This is a genomic window from Hymenobacter sp. CRA2 (genome assembly GCF_002007105.1).
GTDB lineage: Bacteria > Bacteroidota > Bacteroidia > Cytophagales > Hymenobacteraceae > Solirubrum.
In genome coordinates, this window is record NZ_MVBC01000004.1 from 14,812 (window position 1) to 30,536 (window position 15,725).

Here is a 15,725-nt window from a genome sequence, read left to right on the forward strand (position 1 = left end):
AATAGTATAAAAACGACGACTTCTAAATCCGCAGATCATCCTGCAGCGTCAGCGGCGCCGCCAGAATTTCCCGCGTGATGAGCTTAGGAGTGGTGCCTGCAAACTCCTTGAAATCCCGGATCAGGTGCATCTGGTCGTAATACCCGCACTGGTGGCTGATGGAAGTCCAGGTGCTGTGGGGCTGACGCACTTTCAGGCGGTAGGCCTGGGAGAAGCGAATGACCCGCGCAAAGAACTTGGGCGAGTAGCCCAAGACTTCCCGGCTTCGGCGCTCAAACTGCCGCAGGCTGAGGCAGGACAGGTCGGCTATTTTTTCGATGGTATCCGTCGGGTTGCCCTGGAGCATGCGCCGGATGCTGCGTTCCAAGGGACTGGCCGCGTGCTGCCCAAGTTTGCGCAGCAAGTAGCCTTCCACGATGTTTTTCAGGGCCAGCGAATGCCGCGCCTCCTGCAGTTGCTCATTCACCTGGCGTATTTCGCGGCCCAGCACATCGGTTGCGTCGAGCGGGCGGTCGAGCAGCTCCGGCATGGGCAAGCCCAGCAGCCGAAACAGCCCGCCGGGATGAAACGCCACGGTTACGAACCGGTGGTGGGCTCCCATGGCCAACTCCACCTTGGTGGTTTGCGGGCCGATGATGACGCAGGCCGGCAGGTCCGCAAACGCCTCGTTGCCGACGCGGCTGCGGGTAGCGTCGCCGGGGTAGAAATTGAGGCTGTGCTGGGGAGTGGGCGGAAACGGCGCACTCCGGCTGTAAGCTGGGCCGGGAGGGTGTACGTCCACGGTCATAATATGGCTCACGGCAGCGCGCAGGCACGGATGAACGGGGTAGTAGGTAGGGCTCATAACGCGAACCGGACTAGAAGTGCCTCCTAAAAGTAGCCGATAATCCAGTCGCTAAGGCAGTTGCTCAGCCGTCGGATAGCGGCTGTTGTCGCGGCATGCCCGCCCTGCCGCTGTAGTTGCAGGAGCCAACTACACGTAGCAGCGCAAAGAAAAACGCAACGCCCCGCGCGAAGACAACCAGCGGGGCAACTGCGCATCAGGCCTGGGCGGAAGCCCGGTAAGTGGTTGAAATAAAATTTAACCAAAAGCTTGGATGTTCCCAAACTTTTGCATCTTTGCCGTATGCTTCACCTCTGCCAGTCGCAGTATTATTATTACCGTCCCTGCCAGCCCACCGGCTTCGGCAGTGGTCGTGTATGCGCGACGGCACCCCGGAAGCAGACGATGTAACGTCTCACCAGGAACCGCTTCATACCCGCCCCTCTCCGATAGCCGGAGAGGGGCTTTTTGTTTTTCACGCTTCCCCAACCTCTTGTCAGCTATGACGACCCTCCAACAACACTACGACCAGTACACCGACGAAGACCGCCACGTATGGAAGCTTCTGTTTGAGCGCCAGCTCCAGGCCTTGCCTGGCCGCGCCGCGCCCGAGTTTATGGAAGGCCTGGCCCGCATCGGCTTCACGGCCGACGTGATTCCGGATTTCCGCCAAACCAACCAGGTACTGCGCCGCCTCACCGGCTGGGAAATCGTGCCCGTGCCCGGCATCGTGGACGACGCGGTGTTTTTCGGTCTGCTCGCTGCCCGCAAGTTTCCGGCGACTACCTGGCTGCGCAAGCTCTCCGAGCTGGACTACCTCGAAGAGCCCGACATGTTTCACGACGTGTTCGGCCATGTGCCGCTGCTCACCAACGCCTCCTTCAGCCGCTTCCTGCACCAGCTAGGGCACGTAGGTTCGTTGCACGCCTCCAACCCTGCCGCCGTGGAGCTGCTGGCGCGCCTCTACTGGTTTACGGTGGAGTTTGGCCTCATCCGCGACGCGGGCAGCGGCGAGGCGCGCATCTACGGTGCGGGCATCCTGTCCTCGGCCGGCGAAACGCGCTACAGCCTCAGCGCCGAGCCGCGGCGGCACAGCTTCAGCCCGGTGGGCGTGCTGGCTACCGCGTTTCGCAAGGACGTGTTCCAGACCGATTACTTCGTGGTCGACTCGCTGGAGCAGCTCTACGCTACCCTGCCCGAGGTGCAGCGCCAGTTGCGCGAGGCGCCGCTAGTGGCGGAGCTGGCGTAAGCAGCCGGGGTAGGCATTCCGCGCGAACGGCGGTGGGCAATAGCAGGCGCGAGCCTGACTATCTTCCCGCCGCCGTTTTTTTATTGAGTTGCCGTGACGTTTCCCGTTCAGCTTTCCTTAGGCCCCATCGCGCTACCGGCGCACTTGCTGTTCGAAGTGCTGGCGTATTCGCTGGGCTACCGCTTTTACAGCTATTTGCGCCGTCATACCTCCGACGCCATCAGTACCGATAACCGGCTCTGGATTTTCATCGGCGCCGCTGCCGGGGCCTTGCTTGGGTCGCGGGTGCTGGGGCTGCTGGAGCACCCGCAGGAGCTGTTGCACCCGCCCGGCGGCCCGCTGTATTATTTCACCAACAAGACCATAGTCGGCGGCTTTCTGGGCGGGCTCATCGGTGTGGAGTTGACCAAGAAGCGTCTTGGCGTCACGGCCTCGTCGGGTGATTTGATGGTGTATCCGCTCATCCTCGGTATGGTGCTGGGGCGCATCGGCTGCTTCCTCTCGGGCCTCGAAGACGGCACCTACGGCACGCCCAGCCAGCTGCCCTGGGCCATGGACCTCGGCGACGGTGTGCCGCGCCACCCCACCAACCTCTACGAAATCCTGTTCTGGCTGCTGCTCGGGGCCGCGCTCTGGCTGCTGGAGCGCCGCCGGCCCTTGCCCGATGGCTGGCGCTTCCGCCTGTTTCTGGTCTCGTACCTGCTGTTTCGCCTGCTGATTGAGTTCATCAAGCCCGCGCCGCCGCTGCCCGGGCTACTGCTCACTAGCATTCAATGGGCCTGCGTGGCCGGGCTGGGCTACTATGCGTGGCTGTGGGGCCGGGAAGCACGGACGCCGCAGCGCGGCGAGCCTGCTGCCCGCCCCGTAGCCGGAATGGAATGACCCTGTGGGCGCCATGTCCATGCGCCGTTATTTTCCTGGATGCTGCGCCTGGATCAGCCAAAGCAGTCTGGGCGAGCTATTTTACCACTAGCCTCAAGACCGGAAAAGGCCGTAGCTTGCGGCGGCCCCAAGCTCGTCCGGGGCCTTTCCGCCAACCTTATCGTCGTTGTATGAAGTTCGTTTCGCTGCCTGCCGCCACCTTTACCGCGCGCGGCTTGGTGCTCGTGCTCTGCTTTTGGTCCGCGCTGAGCTTCGGCCAAAGCAAGCCGTTGCCCGACAACGTGCGCCGCGCCAACCTCGAAGCGCAGGTAACGGCCATGGAGCAGGCCTTTATGCAGGCCGATTTCGAAACCTTTGCCGACTTCATGCACCCCGACGTGGTGCGCCTGGCCGGCGGCCCCGACGTGCTGGCCCAACAGCTGCGCAAAGGCATGGAGGAAATGACCACACAGGGCGGCAAGGTCAATAAAGTCACCCACGGCACGCCTTCGCGCATCGTGAGCGTCGACCGGCAGCTGCAGTGCACCGTGCCGCAGACCACCGAGTTTCAGCTCGCCAAGGATACCCGCACCGCGCAGTCAACGCTGCTGGCCGTATCTACCGACGACGGGCAGCATTGGGCCTTCCTCGATACGGCGGGCAAGGACTGGGAAACGGTGCGCCGCCTGGTGCCCAGCCTGAGCCGCGAAATCGTGCTGCCGCAGCAGAAGTAACCCAGTGAAGATGTAGGCGCAAACCCTGACGAGACGTGCAGCGTGATAAGAACCTGTTGGTGCAGCCCGCCTTTCTGCTTGGTTTGGCCGTGCTCTTGCTGAACGACGGGTACGGGAAAGCTGCCTTTCCCGGGCTCATCACCGGCAAGCTCTCCGATGTGGCCGGGCTGCTCATCTTTCCCGTATTCGTCGCCTACGTAGTGCCGGCTGCTCAACGGGTAGCCGTGCCGCTCACCGGGCTAGCTTTTCTGCTGTGGAAAACACCGGCCGTCACGCCCCTTATCGAAGCCTTCCGCGCGTGCACAGGCTTGCCGTTGCAGCGTACCATCGACTATTCGGACTATGTAGCACTGCTTGTGCTGCCGGCCGCGCAGCAGCTGATTAGCCGAAGGAGGGCGGGGCCGGCGTGGCCCGCAGGCTGGCTGCAGCTGAGCCGGGCCGTAGTAGGGCTGGTGGCGGTTGTTGCCTTCAGCGCAACCAGCCTGCCATATGCTTCCGCACCGAGTGGTTCGGTGCTTATCGACGAAACCTACGCCCTGAAAATGAGTCAGAAGCAGTTGTTGGCCCGACTGGCGCAAATGGGCTACCCGGCGGTATACAAGCAGGATACCGTGGCCGACCACCCGGCTGTGCTGCGCTACTACCAAGTCGACAACGTGGCGCTTAGCCGTTGGCTGCCCGAAGCGCATGATACGTTGGCCAATATCCGCTTCCAGGTGTATACTCTGGCCAGCAAACCCGACAAATGCTATCTGAAGCTGCTAAATGTGACTTTTCGCGGCACGCCTAACATCGACGACTGGCGGCTGCTGAGGGCCCTGAGCCGGCGGTACGAGAAGCTATTCGAGGGCCGCGTGGTGCGCCCATTGCGCCAGCAGCCCTGAGCGCTCAGACTCGCCTTGTATCGGCGGCGCCTGTAGCGTCCAGAGCCGGCAGGCATTTCGTAGGCCGCGGAAAGTTGCTAGGTTGCGGCCGGTCCAGCTTTCCGCCGATCTACTTCTGCCGCATCATGCCCGAACGCCCCTATACCTACTACGACTTCACCCTGAGCCTGTGCCCGCACTGCCTGCGTCGCGTAGAAGCCAAAATTGTCTTTCAGGACGACGCGGTATACATGCTCAAGCGCTGCCCCGAGCACGGCCGGCAGAAGGTGCTCATCGCCTCCGACGTGGAGTACTACAAGCAGATTCGCAACTACGTCAAGCAAAGCGAGGTGCCGCGGCGCTTCAACACAGCCACTCATTATGGCTGCCCCTACGACTGCGGTCTGTGTGCCGACCACGAACAGCATAGCTGCCTTACCGTGGTGGAAATCACCGACCGCTGCAACCTGACCTGCCCCACCTGCTACGCCGAAAGCAGCCCCACCAACGGCCGGCACCGCACCCTGGAGGAAGTAGAGCAGATGATTGACACCTTGGTGGCCAACGAGGGCGAGCCGGACGTGGTGCAGATCAGCGGTGGGGAGCCCACCTTGCACCCGCAGTTCTGGGAAATTCTCGACATGTGCAAGCGCAAGCCCATCAAGCACTTGATGGTAAATACCAACGGCGTGCGCCTGGCCAAGGACGAAGAATTCGTGGCCCGGCTGGCTACCTACATGCCGGCCTTCGAGGTGTACCTGCAGTTCGATTCGTTTAAGGAAGAGGCCCTGCGCCAGATGCGCGGCCGCGACCTGCGCGCGGTGCGGCTCCAGGCTCTGGAACACCTGAACAAGTACAACCTGAGCACCACGCTGGTGGCTACGCTGCAGAAAGGGCTCAACGACGACGAAGTCGGCCAGATCATCGACTTTGCGCTGCAGCAAAAGTGCGTGCGCGGTGTCACCTTCCAGCCCACCCAAGCGGCCGGCCGCCTCGACCACTTCGACCCCGTCACCGACCGGTTTTCGCTCACCGACGTGCGCACGGCCATTCTGGAGCAAAGCCCGGTGTTTTCGGCCGACGACCTGCTGCCTGTACCCTGCAACCCCGATGCGCTGGCCATGGCCTACGCCCTCAAGCTCGACGGCGAAGTATACCCGCTTACGCGCTATATCAAGCCCGCTGAGCTGCTGCAGAACTCGCGCAATACCATCGTGTTTGAGCGCGACCCGCGCCTGCAGGGTCACCTGATGCGCATGTTCAGCACGGCCAACACCGTCGATACTGTTACGCCGGAGCTCAACCAGCTGCTGTGCTGCCTGCCACTGGTGCAGGCGCCCACCCTGCGCTACGAAAACCTGTTCCGCGTCATCATTCTGCAGTTCATGGACGCTTGGAACTTCGACGTGCGCGCCGTGAAGAAGTCCTGCGTGCACATCGTCTCGAAGGACAACAAGATCATCCCCTTCGAAACCATGAACATCTTCTACCGCGACCAACCCAAGCAGGAGCAGCTGGAAATGCTGCGCGACATTCCCGTGCTCTAGCCCATGCAGCCCACGCCTTCGCCGCCGCGTAACTACTTTGGCCGGGTGCTGCTGGTGCACCTGATTCTGGTATTGCTGATTCACGTCGGGCGGCAGCTGTTGTTCGACGACCCGGAGCGCACCACTATTTTCTTCGTGCTGGTGCTCATCGCAGTCCTCGATGCCGTGTGCTTCTTCGTTATGCTGGTAACCGGGCGCTGGCGGCAAGGATTGGCCTACGCCGTGGCCGCGCTGCTGGTGTTCCTCATTGGCTTCGGCGACTGTGCCACGCACTTTCACCTCGGGCCCATGAACTGAACAGCGCGCAGCTCTTCAGCCGCTTACGCTTTATGAAGCATCCCACAGCCAGCATTATTGCCTCAACCTGCTGCTGATCCTGGTGAAGGCGGCCTTGGCGTACTACGCCAACGTGCCGGCCGGCGACGCGGCAATGGTGTTGTTCCTGTTGTTGGTGCCGCTGTGGCTGCTCAATGGAGTGGCTCTGTTCGTGAGCATGTTTCTGCTGCCGCGTTGCCGGCCTTACTTTCAGGCCTTGCTGCTGTCCACTATCCTGATTCTTGTTATCGGGCTGGGAATGTGCAGCTTTTCCCTGTCGCGCCCGAATGTCCACTAGCAAGTCTACACTATGCTTTCACCAGTCAACCGCCGTATTCTGCGCCAAAATCTGCTCATGCTGCTGGCTGGGGCCGTGGTGTTCGGGGCGTTTGCCAAGCTAAGCGGTGGGGCCAGTCTGGCTTTCTTTGGCTTGCAGATTCTGCTGCAGGCGCTGGCCAATGCCACGCTTGGGCTGCTGGACTCTTTTGGCCAGACGCAGGGTAAGGCTGCGGGGTATTGGTTGAGTGCTTTGCTGGTGCTCCTTATTGGGCCCGGGTCCTGCGCGTTGGTTGGCGTAACCCTGTATTAATCTGTTGTATACAAAGCAAAACGCCCGACTGCAAAGCAGCCGGGCGTCACCTGCTGGGTGGAGCCAGCAGGACTTGGAAAAACGTGGAATGCTTAGTGCGCGAACGTCGTCACGTAGGTGACGGCGGCAGCACCTTCGCCTTCGCTGAACTTGAGGCGCAGCGAGTTGGCAGAGAGTTCTTCTACCGAGTAAGTACGCTCGTAGGAAGGCAGCTTCACCGTCAGGGACTTGCCATCTTCACTCAGCTGGTAAGAGCCGGACAGCTGCTGGGGCTGGTCGGCAGTGGCTTTGGTAGCACCCTCGTCCTGCACGTAGCGGCCGTCGGTGGTAAATTGGGTCAGGTTGTCGCGCTGCGTGGATTTCAGGCGGGCGAACAAGCTAACGGTAGTGGCTTCGGCAGCGCCCTCGGCTTTGCTCGAAGTGGACAAATCGGTCAGGTGCCACTGGCTGCCGGTAAGCAGTTGCTGCGGCGTCTGCTGGGCCTGCTGCGCGGCGGCTGCGGCCGTCGGCTTCGCTACATCTTCCAACTCTTTCTCACACGATGCCAGACCAACTAGGGTCAGCGCCAGGCTCAGGTAAACGGGCAGTTTCTTCATGAAAACAGGTAAGGGGTTTGGTGAAGAACTCGGGCAACTCGCCCGATTTGGCGTTTTTTGTCTTTCAGTACACAATCCAACTTCACGTCTGAGGCTAAGGTGGCTAGCCCTGCGTTGGCGTCACAATGCTAAACTACTAGGTATGGTTCGGATTATCGCGGAAAAAGTCAATAATTCAAACATTAACCTCGGAAAATTCAATACAATTTTATATTGTACTTTTGATTGTGGAGAAAATGCAAAAGCCGCTTACGCAATGCGCAGAGCGGCTTTTAGTTAGCTGTGGTTTGTAGTGATAGGAGCTATTCCTCTTTCTGGCAAATGGGACAGAAGTACGTAGCGCGTCCACCGACATACTTTTTTACAATTGGCTCTTGGTCGTTTGGGCAGAGCTTGTAGGCCTCCGAGCCCGTCACCGGGTATGTATCCCACTCCCGGGCATGTATAATAAAGGAGGTCGGGAAGTGGCGGTAATTGGCCTCCTGTTCGATGGCCGTCGTTAGCACTAGCCCGATAGCCGCGTGCAGGTGCCCGACCTCCGCGGGCGTAAGCGAGCAGGCCACCCGCTCGGGGTGCAGGCCGGCCTGAAACAGCACTTCATCTACTATCCAGTTGCCGAGGCCGGCGGTGAGCCGTTGGTCGAGCAACAACGGCTTGATGAGTGTTTTCCTGCGGGCCAGTGCTGCAGCTAGTTGCTCCGGCGTCAGCGCCAGCGCGTCGGGGCCCAGTTTCTTTTGCTGCTGAAACACCGCCACGCTATCGGCCAGGCGGATGCGCCCAAACTTGCGCGGATCGATGAACGCCACGCGCAGGCCGTCGGCCAGATGCAAAGCCACGCGGGTAAAACGCGGCCGGTCGTGGTCGTCGCGGTAGGCGCCCACGTCGCCGGTCATGCCAAAGTGCAGGGCCAGCACCTGGCCTGAGGACAACTCCAGAAAACAATTCTTGCCGAGGCGGCGCGTGGCCGTCACAGTAGCACCCACCACGGCCGCGCGCAGGCGGGCTTCTGGCTCGGCCAGCACGTGAGCATCCAGTACTTCAAACTGCACAATGACCTGATGAAGCAGCAGGTCGTCGAGAAAGCGGCGGTAGGTTTCGACTTCGGGTAACTCGGGCACGAGAGGAAAGATAAAGGTGACAGGGCGCCGCTGGGCAGCGCTGGGCTACTGCATACAAAGCTGCCCAACCGCGCGGCCAAGCTCAGCCGTAGAGCAAAACCCAACTGCCAGCCAAACGTTCCCGTAGGGCCGTTGCCTATACCGTCAGCCGCCCTTCTACCAGTACCACGCCGGTGCCACCTATCTGCACTTGCTCCACGATGCCGTTCTGGCTCTGCACGTTCACCTGCACCGCGCCAGGCCGACCCAGCCAGTGGCCTTGTTCGGCTACGTAGGTGGTGGCCGTCAGATACCCGTGATGGTGCAGATAAGCTGCCATGGCGCCGGTAGCAGAGCCCGTTACCGGGTCTTCCAGAATGTCAGGCGGCGTGCCGAAATGGCGGGCAAAGGTGCTGCCCAGCGGCGTGGCGCCGCCCAGGCAGAATAGGTGCGGGCTGAAAAAGTCGCTGGCGGCGCGGTAGCGGGTGTACGCCGCGGCTTCTGGGGCCTGTGCCCGGCGCAAAGCGGCGTGGTCGCGCAGCAAGACCATCAGCTGCGGCGTGCCCGTGCTTACCGTTTGGATGGGCGCACCGGGCAATAAGTCGTCCAGTGTCAGGCCAAACAGAGGCAGCACCGCCGCGGGCTCGTGCAGATGGCCAAACACCGGCCGGCGCTGCGTCATGGTCACTTGCAGCGGCTGCCCGTCAGTGCCCGGCGCAATGGCTACGCTGATCGGGCCTTCCAATAATTCAAACGACAGCTGCTGCGGGCCGCCCTGCAGCGACACCACGCCCGCGTGTACCAGGGCCACCGCTGTGGCAATGGTGGGGTGGCCGGCCAGGGGAATTTCCTCGGCCGGCGTGAAGTAGCGCACGGCCACGGTGCCGCCCTGCTGGCCCGCCGCACAAAGGCCCTTTCCGACTGGTTGAACTCGCGCGCCAGCCGCTGCATCTGCTCCGGTGCCAAGTCGTCGGCCTCCAGCACTACGGCACAGGGGTTGCCACCGAGCGGCTCGGTAGTGAAAGCATCGACGAGAAGAAACGGGTAGGAACGAGGCATAGAGCAGTAGAATGACGCCGCAAATAACGCCGCTGCCCTCCATACGGCGCCGATTTCGGCTGCTAAGCCAAATAAAAAGCCCGCCCCGGGGAATCGGAGCGGGCTTTGAAAGCGAAGGGTAGGCCGTTACGAGGGGTCGGTCAGGCGGCCAATCTGCTGACCTTGCGGGTTATAGATGCCGCCTTGGGCACTCACGTACAGGCGGCGCTGCTGCCCGTCGATGAGCACAAACGGGAAATCGGAGCTGCCGGAAGGAGTCAGGCGGCCTACCACCGCGGCCGTGCGGTCGTTGCGGTCCATGCGCACCACGTTCAGGCCCTTGGTCACGTACAGCGGCTGATTGGGGCTGTCGCGGAAGGTGAGCTTGCCCACAATGCTGATGTTGCTCTGCGAGGCCGGCTGCGCCTGCATGGGGCGGGGCGTAATGGCCAGCGGCTGCGCCGAAGGCACGGCACTGGTGTTGCTGGTCAGAATCTGCTGGTTGGCCTGCTGCCAGCCCCGGCCGATGGCGGCCAGCCGCGTGGGGCGGCCCGGGTGCGTGCGCGAGTCGTAGTCCTGCGACACGACGGCCAAGGCCGTCTGAGATTCGGCCAGACTGGCGCCCATCTTGCGTAGCACAAAGCCCGAAAACTCATCGGCTTCCAGCTCATCGGCGGGGTTAGAGCCGCCGCCCTGCAGGGTGTGGCCGTTCAGGTGGTGGCCCATCTCGTGCGCCAGAATGCTGATGCCGGCCCAGTCGGTGTGGCCGGCGCGGTTCACGGCTGCCACAAAGTTGGGGTTATATAAAAGGTAGCGCTTGCCGCCGTACACGACGGCCGCAGCGTTGTCGACTTCGGTGGTGGCACGCAGCTCAAAGCGGGGCTTCAGGCCCACTACGTTCGTGATTTCACGCAGCACGTCGCGCTGCGGAGCCGGCTGAGCAGCCATGGCCGAACCGCCCGTCAGCAGCCCCAGGGTGAGGAGCAAACTAGCCAGCAAGCGGCGAAAGATGCGGGGGTGGTTCATGAAAAAATCCTTTTGGTTCGGAGTACTGATACGCAATTTTACTGCCAAGTTTGGCAACGCAAGCTTGCTGGCAGAAGCTATTAGTATAACGCCGGAAGGCGTGTTTTTCGTTTAAATGCCGCCTCGATTTGTCGAGGGGAATTCTGCTGTGCGCTGACTTGTTGCAGCTTTACCGCAAGCCAAACGGCCGGTTTTTCGCGGACAAATCCAACGCCCAGCTTCATGAAGCAGCTTACGCAACTTGCCTTGTTAATGATGTGCGTATTGGGCGGCCTTGCGGCTCAGGCCCAGGAAGCCTGCATGTTGGTGCCCTTGCCGCTGGCCCAGCGCACGGCCGCTGCTACGCTGGTGGTCGAAGCCCGCGTAACGGCGCAGCAGGTCGTGGAAAATGCTGGCGGCAACATTTTTACCCTCAACCGGCTGGAAGTATACAAGGTCTTCAGCGGGCAGCTACCCGCCGGCGTGCAAGTGACGGAGCCCGGCGGTACTCTGGGGCTGCGGCGCGAAGTAGTATCTGCTACAGCTAATCTGGCCGTTGGGCAGCAAGGGCTGTTCCTGCTCGAGCCCGACCCGGTCGGGCCGGACCGCAGCGCCTTCCGGCTGGTGGCGGGCCCGCAGGGGCTGATTCGCTACGATACCGGCGACCGTACCGCCGCCGATCCGTTTGGCAAGTACCGCTCCATCGAGAATGAGTTGTACCCGGCCGTGGAGCGGGCGACGGGCCGGGCCGGCCGGCAGCTAAAGGCCAACGCCTCGCTGGATGCCGCCCCGGTAGCCGCACGCGCCAACGCGCCCGTTATCAATGGCTTTTTGCCCGCCAGCCTGCCGGCCGGTACCGGCGCTGTGCTTACCATCAACGGCTCCGGTTTTGGGGCCACGCGCGGGGCCGGGCGGGTAGAATTTCCCAACGCCGACGCGGGTGGTTCGTCCTACATAGCAGCCAACAGCACCGATTACGTGCTGTGGGCCGATACCCAGATTCAAGTGCGGGTGCCTTCCGGTGCCGGCTCGGGCGCCTTTCGGGTCACAACCGACGCTGCCGCAACTACCACTAGTCCCAGCGCGCTGGCCGTTGTTTATGCTTACAGCAACATCGATACGCCTCCCGCGCGAGCCCGTTTGGTGAATGACGACGGGCAGGGCGGCTATACGCTGAACTACGACGCCGACTTTGCCGCCAACACGGCCGCGCGGGGCGCTTTCGAGCGGGCCCTCAACAGCTGGAACGCGGCCACACGCCTGCCCATGCGCATCGGTGCGCTGGCTACCAACAGTGTAATCAGCAACGATGGCACCAACATCGTCCGCTTTGACGCTGGCGCTACCTTGCCGACCAACGTGCTGGGGCGTACGACTTCCTACTACCAAGGCTGCATTCCGGGTGGCAGCGGCCCGGCGTTTTGGAAGGTCTCCGAAATCGACTTCAATTTTGCCCGCCCCAATGCGGGTTCCGGTGGCGTCAACTGGAACTTCGGGCCGCAGGCGCCTACCTCCGCCCAGTACGACTTCGAGAGCGTGGCGCTGCACGAACAGGGCCACGCTCACCAGCTAGGCCACATCATCCGCCCCACGGCCGTGATGCACTACGCTATTGCCAACGGGCAGCTGGCGCGCACGCTCAGCGCCGACAGCGACATTCCCGGCAGCCTGGCCGTCATCGATTTCAGCCTGAACAGCCTCAATCCCTGCGGCGAGGCGCTGATTCAGCTGCTGAACGTGGTGCTGCCCGTCGAGTTGGTCGGCTTCGCGGGCCGCTACGAGTCGGCCCTGCCTGGCGTACGCCTGAGCTGGACTACGGCCACCGAAACGGGCAGCGCCTACTTCGCCGTGCAGGCCGCCGACGCTCCCGCCGAAGCCGCGTGGCAGGACGTAACGCGCGTACCCGCCGCCGGCAACAGTACCGCACGCCGCAGCTACGAAGCCCTCGACTCACGCCCCCTGGCTGCTGGCCAAACGCGGTATTACCGCCTGCGGCAGGCCGATGCCGATGGGCGCGAGTATTTCTCCGACGCGGTAGCCGTGACCGGAGCCGTGGCGCTGCTGGAGCTACAGACCTTCCCCAACCCCGTAGCCGACGTACTGAGCGTGCGCGGGCCAGCCACCGAACAGGCCGGCTCGCTACAGCTGACGCTGACGGATGCCGCCGGCCGCCGGGTACGCGAGCTGCGCCTGCCAGCTACCACCACGGCCGTAGAGGTGCCCGTTGCCGATCTGCGCAACGGCCTTTACCTGTTACAGTGGCGCACGGCCGGCGGGCAGGTGCTGCGCAGCCGGGTGCTGGTGCAGCACTAAACCGGCTGTTTGGCAGTCTGCGAAGCTCCGTTGGTTGCCAGCGTAGCCGGGCGGTGCCGCTCGCCAATCTGCTGGCGCCACATGGCGTAGTACAATCCTTTGCGCGCCAACAACTCGTCGTGGCGGCCGGCTTCCACAATACGGCCGCGCTCCAGCACGTAGATGCAGTCGGCGTGCAGAATGGTGCTCAGGCGGTGGGCAATGAGGATGGTAAGGTGGCGCCGCGTGGCCGACAGGTCGCGCACCGTCCGGCTGATTTCTTCCTCCGTGAGCGAATCCAAGGCGGAAGTAGCCTCATCAAATACCAGCAGCGTAGGGCGCCGCAGCAGGGCGCGGGCAATGCTCAGGCGCTGCTTTTCGCCGCCCGATACCTTCACGCCGCCTTCGCCGATGACCGTATCCAGCCCCTGCGGTGCCCGGCGCAACAGCGAATCGGCTGCCGCCTCGTGCAGGGCGCGCAGGCATTCCTCGTCCGTCGCCTGCGGGGCCACGAAGCGCAGGTTGTCGCGGATGGAGCCGGCAAACAACTGCGGGTCCTGCGTCACGAAGCCGATCTGCTCGCGCAGGGCGTCGAGGTCCAGCGCCGCGCCGGGCACGTCGTTGTAGAGGATCTGGCCCTGCGCGGGCGGGTACAGGCCCACCAGCAGCTTGACCAGCGTCGTCTTGCCCGAGCCCGACGGCCCCACGAAGGCCACCGTCTGGCCCAGCTCCGTGCGGAACGAAATACCGTCCAGGGCGGCCGTATTCGCCGTGAGATGGCGGAAGTGCACGTCGTCAAATTCCAAGGTGCGCAGCTCACCGATGGCTTTTGGGGCGGCCGGCTTTACGTCGCGCGGCGTGGCCAGAATCTGCTGGAAGTTAGCCAGCGAGGCTTCCGTTTCGCGGTAGATGTTGATGATGTTGCCCAGCTCCTGCAGCGGCCCAAAGATGGCGAAGGAGTAAATGAACAGCGAGAAAAAGTCGCCCATCGAAATGCGGTGCTGCACCACCAGAAACAGCAGCAGCAACAGGATGCCGCTGCGGAGCGTGTTCACGAAAGTGCCCTGCACGAACGACAACGAGCGGATATAGCGCACCTTCTTCAGTTCCAGCTGCAGAATGCGCCCCGTGGTGGCATTCAGGCGCTCGGTTTCCTGCTGCGCCAGCCCCAGGCTCTTCACCAGCTCGATGTTGCGCAGGCTTTCCGTGGTCGAGCCGGCTAGCGCCGTGGTTTCGGCCACGATGGTCTTCTGCACCACCTTGATTTTCTTGCTCAGCAGGGAGCTGACAATGCCCAGAATCGGGATGGTCAGGAAGTACGCCGGCGCAATGGGCCAGTACACCTTCAGGGCGTACCACATCACGAAGATGATGCCCACCACGGAGGTGAAAAGGACGTTGACGAAGTTCTGGATGAGCTTCTCCACGTCGGAGCGCACCTTCTGCAGCTTGCCCAGCGTTTCGCCGCTGCGCTGGTCTTCAAAGACCTGGTAGGGCAAATCCAGCGAGTGGCTCAGCCCGTCGGAGTACATCTGCGCGCCCAGCCGCTGCGTGATGACGTTGACGAAGTAATCCTGAAAGTTCTTGGCAATGCGCGACACCATGGCCACGCCCATGGCCTGCAGAATCAGGATACCCGCGCCGCCGGCCAGAAACTGGGCAAAGCTCGGGCGCAGCGTGCTGCTAAGCGCCGGCGTAACGTGCCGGTCGATAATCTGCCGGAAGATATAAGGGTCCAGCAGAGAGAAAATCTGGTTGATGGCGGCCAGCAGCAAGGCCAGCGCCAACAACCCCCAGTACTGGCGTAGGTAGCCGAACAGCAGTTTCATGAAGGGGTAGGAAGGGGAGAGCAGACCCCGAATAACCACCCATGCCGCAAGATGTTTTTGCTCCGGTTAAGGGCTTACGCTGGCTCTTCATCGGCCATTTCCGGGCGAGCCTCCGGAGCTACATCGGCAAAGGCCTGCTGCACGGCCGCCGAAGCCGGGCTAAACACTAGCCGCATCGAGCGGCGGCCCAGGCGTTTCTGGTAGCGCATCAGCAGGTCGCGGGCGGCGGTGGGCAGGTGATGCAGGCGGCTGCAGTCAATCCAGACGCTGGTTTTGCCGCTGCGGCAGGCTTGCAGCAGGCAGCGGGCCAGGGTATCGGCCGCCGTGCCAGCCGAGGGAGCAGGGCTATCGGCCAGCAGCAGCACGTAGCGGTCGGGGAGGATTTCGTGGTAAACGTCCATGGGAATGCAGAGAACGGGCCCGTAGCGGGCGCTACGGCAACCTCTCATACGTGCAGCAACGCAAAAAGTGAAGGGCTCGGCTAGCCGGCTCGGCAGCCCCACTGACCGCACCAAGCTCCACCGTACGACGCCGCCTGATGGGGTTGGCAAAATCAGTATTTGTACGCCCGGCAAAATCAGTATATGCCCAACAGTAAGCTGGAAGAGGCCGGCGTTACTTTGCCTCAGTGGGCTGCCTGTCAAATGCGGCAACTGACGTAGCTTCAGGTGTGGTGCTACGTCGAGACAGGCAGCCCGCTTTTTTTGCTTCGGGCCGAGCTAGCCAGCCCAATGAAGAGGGGAGGCGCCATCGGCGTAGAAAAATTTCCGCCTGAAAATCAGCGGAATTTTCAGTTAGAAGGACTTTTTTTAGCCTAGTGTATTGCGCTGAATGATGCTTCAGCTATCTTTGCACCATCAAACGACAACGGTAACGCGAAAGCGACT

Annotated in this window: 16 protein-coding genes and 1 pseudogene; 10 read left to right on the forward strand and 7 right to left on the reverse strand. The window is 62.3% G+C overall.

Annotation, left to right across the window (positions count from 1 at the left end; all coding sequences use genetic code 11):
* Positions 1–22 precede the first annotated feature (22 nt).
* Positions 23–844, reverse strand: a complete 822-nt coding sequence (locus B0919_RS07975) for a helix-turn-helix transcriptional regulator (RefSeq protein WP_078011716.1) — start codon at positions 842–844, stop codon at positions 23–25.
* Between the two features lie 481 nt (positions 845–1,325).
* Here B0919_RS07975 and phhA point away from each other — a divergent pair, with 481 nt between their 5' ends.
* The 8 genes from phhA (at position 1,326) to B0919_RS08015 (ending at position 6,981) form a co-directional block, all read left to right on the forward strand.
* Positions 1,326–2,072: a phenylalanine 4-monooxygenase gene (phhA, locus tag B0919_RS07980; protein ID WP_078011717.1), complete on the forward strand. Its 747-nt coding sequence runs from the start codon at positions 1,326–1,328 to the stop codon at positions 2,070–2,072.
* A 93-nt stretch (positions 2,073–2,165) separates the two neighbouring features.
* Entirely contained in the window at positions 2,166–2,954 is a 789-nt protein-coding gene (locus tag B0919_RS07985) for a prolipoprotein diacylglyceryl transferase (protein ID WP_078011718.1), read from the forward strand.
* A 170-nt stretch (positions 2,955–3,124) separates the two neighbouring features.
* Entirely contained in the window at positions 3,125–3,667 is a 543-nt protein-coding gene (locus B0919_RS07990; RefSeq protein ID WP_078011719.1) for a hypothetical protein, read from the forward strand.
* A 35-nt stretch (positions 3,668–3,702) separates the two neighbouring features.
* Entirely contained in the window at positions 3,703–4,551 is an 849-nt protein-coding gene (locus B0919_RS07995; RefSeq protein ID WP_078011720.1) for a hypothetical protein, read from the forward strand.
* Positions 4,552–4,676: 125 nt separating this feature from the next.
* Positions 4,677–6,077, forward strand: a complete 1,401-nt coding sequence (locus B0919_RS08000) for a radical SAM protein (RefSeq protein ID WP_078011721.1) — start codon at positions 4,677–4,679, stop codon at positions 6,075–6,077.
* Positions 6,078–6,080: 3 nt separating this feature from the next.
* Entirely contained in the window at positions 6,081–6,374 is a 294-nt protein-coding gene (locus tag B0919_RS08005) for a hypothetical protein (protein ID WP_078011722.1), read from the forward strand.
* A gap of 82 nt (positions 6,375–6,456) precedes the next feature.
* Complete coding sequence (locus B0919_RS08010) at positions 6,457–6,690, forward strand: hypothetical protein (RefSeq protein WP_078011723.1); 234 nt, start codon at positions 6,457–6,459, stop codon at positions 6,688–6,690.
* Positions 6,691–6,702: 12 nt separating this feature from the next.
* Positions 6,703–6,981 carry a hypothetical protein gene (locus B0919_RS08015; protein ID WP_139361987.1) on the forward strand — a complete coding sequence of 93 codons (279 nt, stop codon included), beginning with the start codon at positions 6,703–6,705 and terminating at the stop codon, positions 6,979–6,981.
* Between the two features lie 92 nt (positions 6,982–7,073).
* On the opposite strand, the gene B0919_RS08020 is transcribed toward B0919_RS08015, so the two are convergent.
* Positions 7,074–7,577: a DUF5004 domain-containing protein gene (locus B0919_RS08020; protein WP_078011725.1), complete on the reverse strand. Its 504-nt coding sequence runs from the start codon at positions 7,575–7,577 to the stop codon at positions 7,074–7,076.
* Here B0919_RS08020 and B0919_RS24650 point away from each other — a divergent pair.
* On the forward strand, positions 7,576–7,857 hold the full coding sequence (locus B0919_RS24650) for a hypothetical protein (RefSeq protein WP_139361988.1): 282 nt from the start codon (positions 7,576–7,578) through the stop codon (positions 7,855–7,857). The genes B0919_RS08020 and B0919_RS24650 overlap by 2 nt on opposite strands.
* A 22-nt stretch (positions 7,858–7,879) precedes the next feature.
* On the opposite strand, the gene mutM is transcribed toward B0919_RS24650, so the two are convergent.
* The 3 genes and pseudogenes from mutM to B0919_RS08035 form a co-directional block, all read right to left on the reverse strand.
* Complete coding sequence (mutM, locus tag B0919_RS08025) at positions 7,880–8,695, reverse strand: DNA-formamidopyrimidine glycosylase (protein ID WP_078011726.1); 816 nt, start codon at positions 8,693–8,695, stop codon at positions 7,880–7,882.
* Between the two features lie 136 nt (positions 8,696–8,831).
* A pseudogene (locus B0919_RS08030) lies at positions 8,832–9,733 on the reverse strand (PhzF family phenazine biosynthesis protein).
* A gap of 126 nt (positions 9,734–9,859) precedes the next feature.
* Positions 9,860–10,738: a hypothetical protein gene (locus B0919_RS08035; RefSeq protein ID WP_078011727.1), complete on the reverse strand. Its 879-nt coding sequence runs from the start codon at positions 10,736–10,738 to the stop codon at positions 9,860–9,862.
* Between the two features lie 222 nt (positions 10,739–10,960).
* On the opposite strand from B0919_RS08035, the gene B0919_RS08040 reads away from it, so the two are divergent.
* A complete protein-coding gene (locus tag B0919_RS08040; protein ID WP_078011728.1) occupies positions 10,961–13,030 on the forward strand; it encodes a T9SS type A sorting domain-containing protein in 2,070 nt (689 codons plus the stop codon).
* On the opposite strand, the gene B0919_RS08045 is transcribed toward B0919_RS08040, so the two are convergent.
* Both B0919_RS08045 and B0919_RS08050 read right to left on the reverse strand, forming a co-directional pair.
* On the reverse strand, positions 13,027–14,838 hold the full coding sequence (locus B0919_RS08045; protein ID WP_078011729.1) for an ABC transporter ATP-binding protein: 1,812 nt from the start codon (positions 14,836–14,838) through the stop codon (positions 13,027–13,029). The two genes, B0919_RS08040 and B0919_RS08045, sit on opposite strands and share 4 nt — an antisense overlap.
* 74 nt (positions 14,839–14,912) lie before the next feature.
* A complete protein-coding gene (locus tag B0919_RS08050) occupies positions 14,913–15,239 on the reverse strand; it encodes an STAS domain-containing protein (protein WP_078011730.1) in 327 nt (108 codons plus the stop codon).
* Positions 15,240–15,725 lie beyond the last annotated feature (486 nt).

Bases quoted from the DNA above. Each gene is read 5' to 3' on its own strand.
- B0919_RS08035 (WP_078011727.1), bottom strand. From the start codon at position 10,738: ATGAACCACCCCCGCATCTTTCGCCGCTTGCTGGCTAGTTTGCTCCTC.
- B0919_RS08050 (WP_078011730.1), bottom strand. From the start codon at position 15,239: ATGGACGTTTACCACGAAATCCTCCCCGACCGCTACGTGCTGCTGCTG.
- B0919_RS07975 (WP_078011716.1), bottom strand. From the start codon at position 844: ATGAGCCCTACCTACTACCCCGTTCATCCGTGCCTGCGCGCTGCCGTG.
- B0919_RS08015 (WP_139361987.1), top strand. From the start codon at position 6,703: ATGCTTTCACCAGTCAACCGCCGTATTCTGCGCCAAAATCTGCTCATG.
- B0919_RS08005 (WP_078011722.1), top strand. From the start codon at position 6,081: ATGCAGCCCACGCCTTCGCCGCCGCGTAACTACTTTGGCCGGGTGCTG.
- B0919_RS08040 (WP_078011728.1), top strand. From the start codon at position 10,961: ATGAAGCAGCTTACGCAACTTGCCTTGTTAATGATGTGCGTATTGGGC.
- B0919_RS08000 (WP_078011721.1), top strand. From the start codon at position 4,677: ATGCCCGAACGCCCCTATACCTACTACGACTTCACCCTGAGCCTGTGC.
- B0919_RS07990 (WP_078011719.1), top strand. From the start codon at position 3,125: ATGAAGTTCGTTTCGCTGCCTGCCGCCACCTTTACCGCGCGCGGCTTG.
- B0919_RS08045 (WP_078011729.1), bottom strand. From the start codon at position 14,838: ATGAAACTGCTGTTCGGCTACCTACGCCAGTACTGGGGGTTGTTGGCG.
- B0919_RS24650 (WP_139361988.1), top strand. From the start codon at position 7,576: ATGAAAACAGGTAAGGGGTTTGGTGAAGAACTCGGGCAACTCGCCCGA.
- B0919_RS08020 (WP_078011725.1), bottom strand. From the start codon at position 7,577: ATGAAGAAACTGCCCGTTTACCTGAGCCTGGCGCTGACCCTAGTTGGT.
- phhA (WP_078011717.1), top strand. From the start codon at position 1,326: ATGACGACCCTCCAACAACACTACGACCAGTACACCGACGAAGACCGC.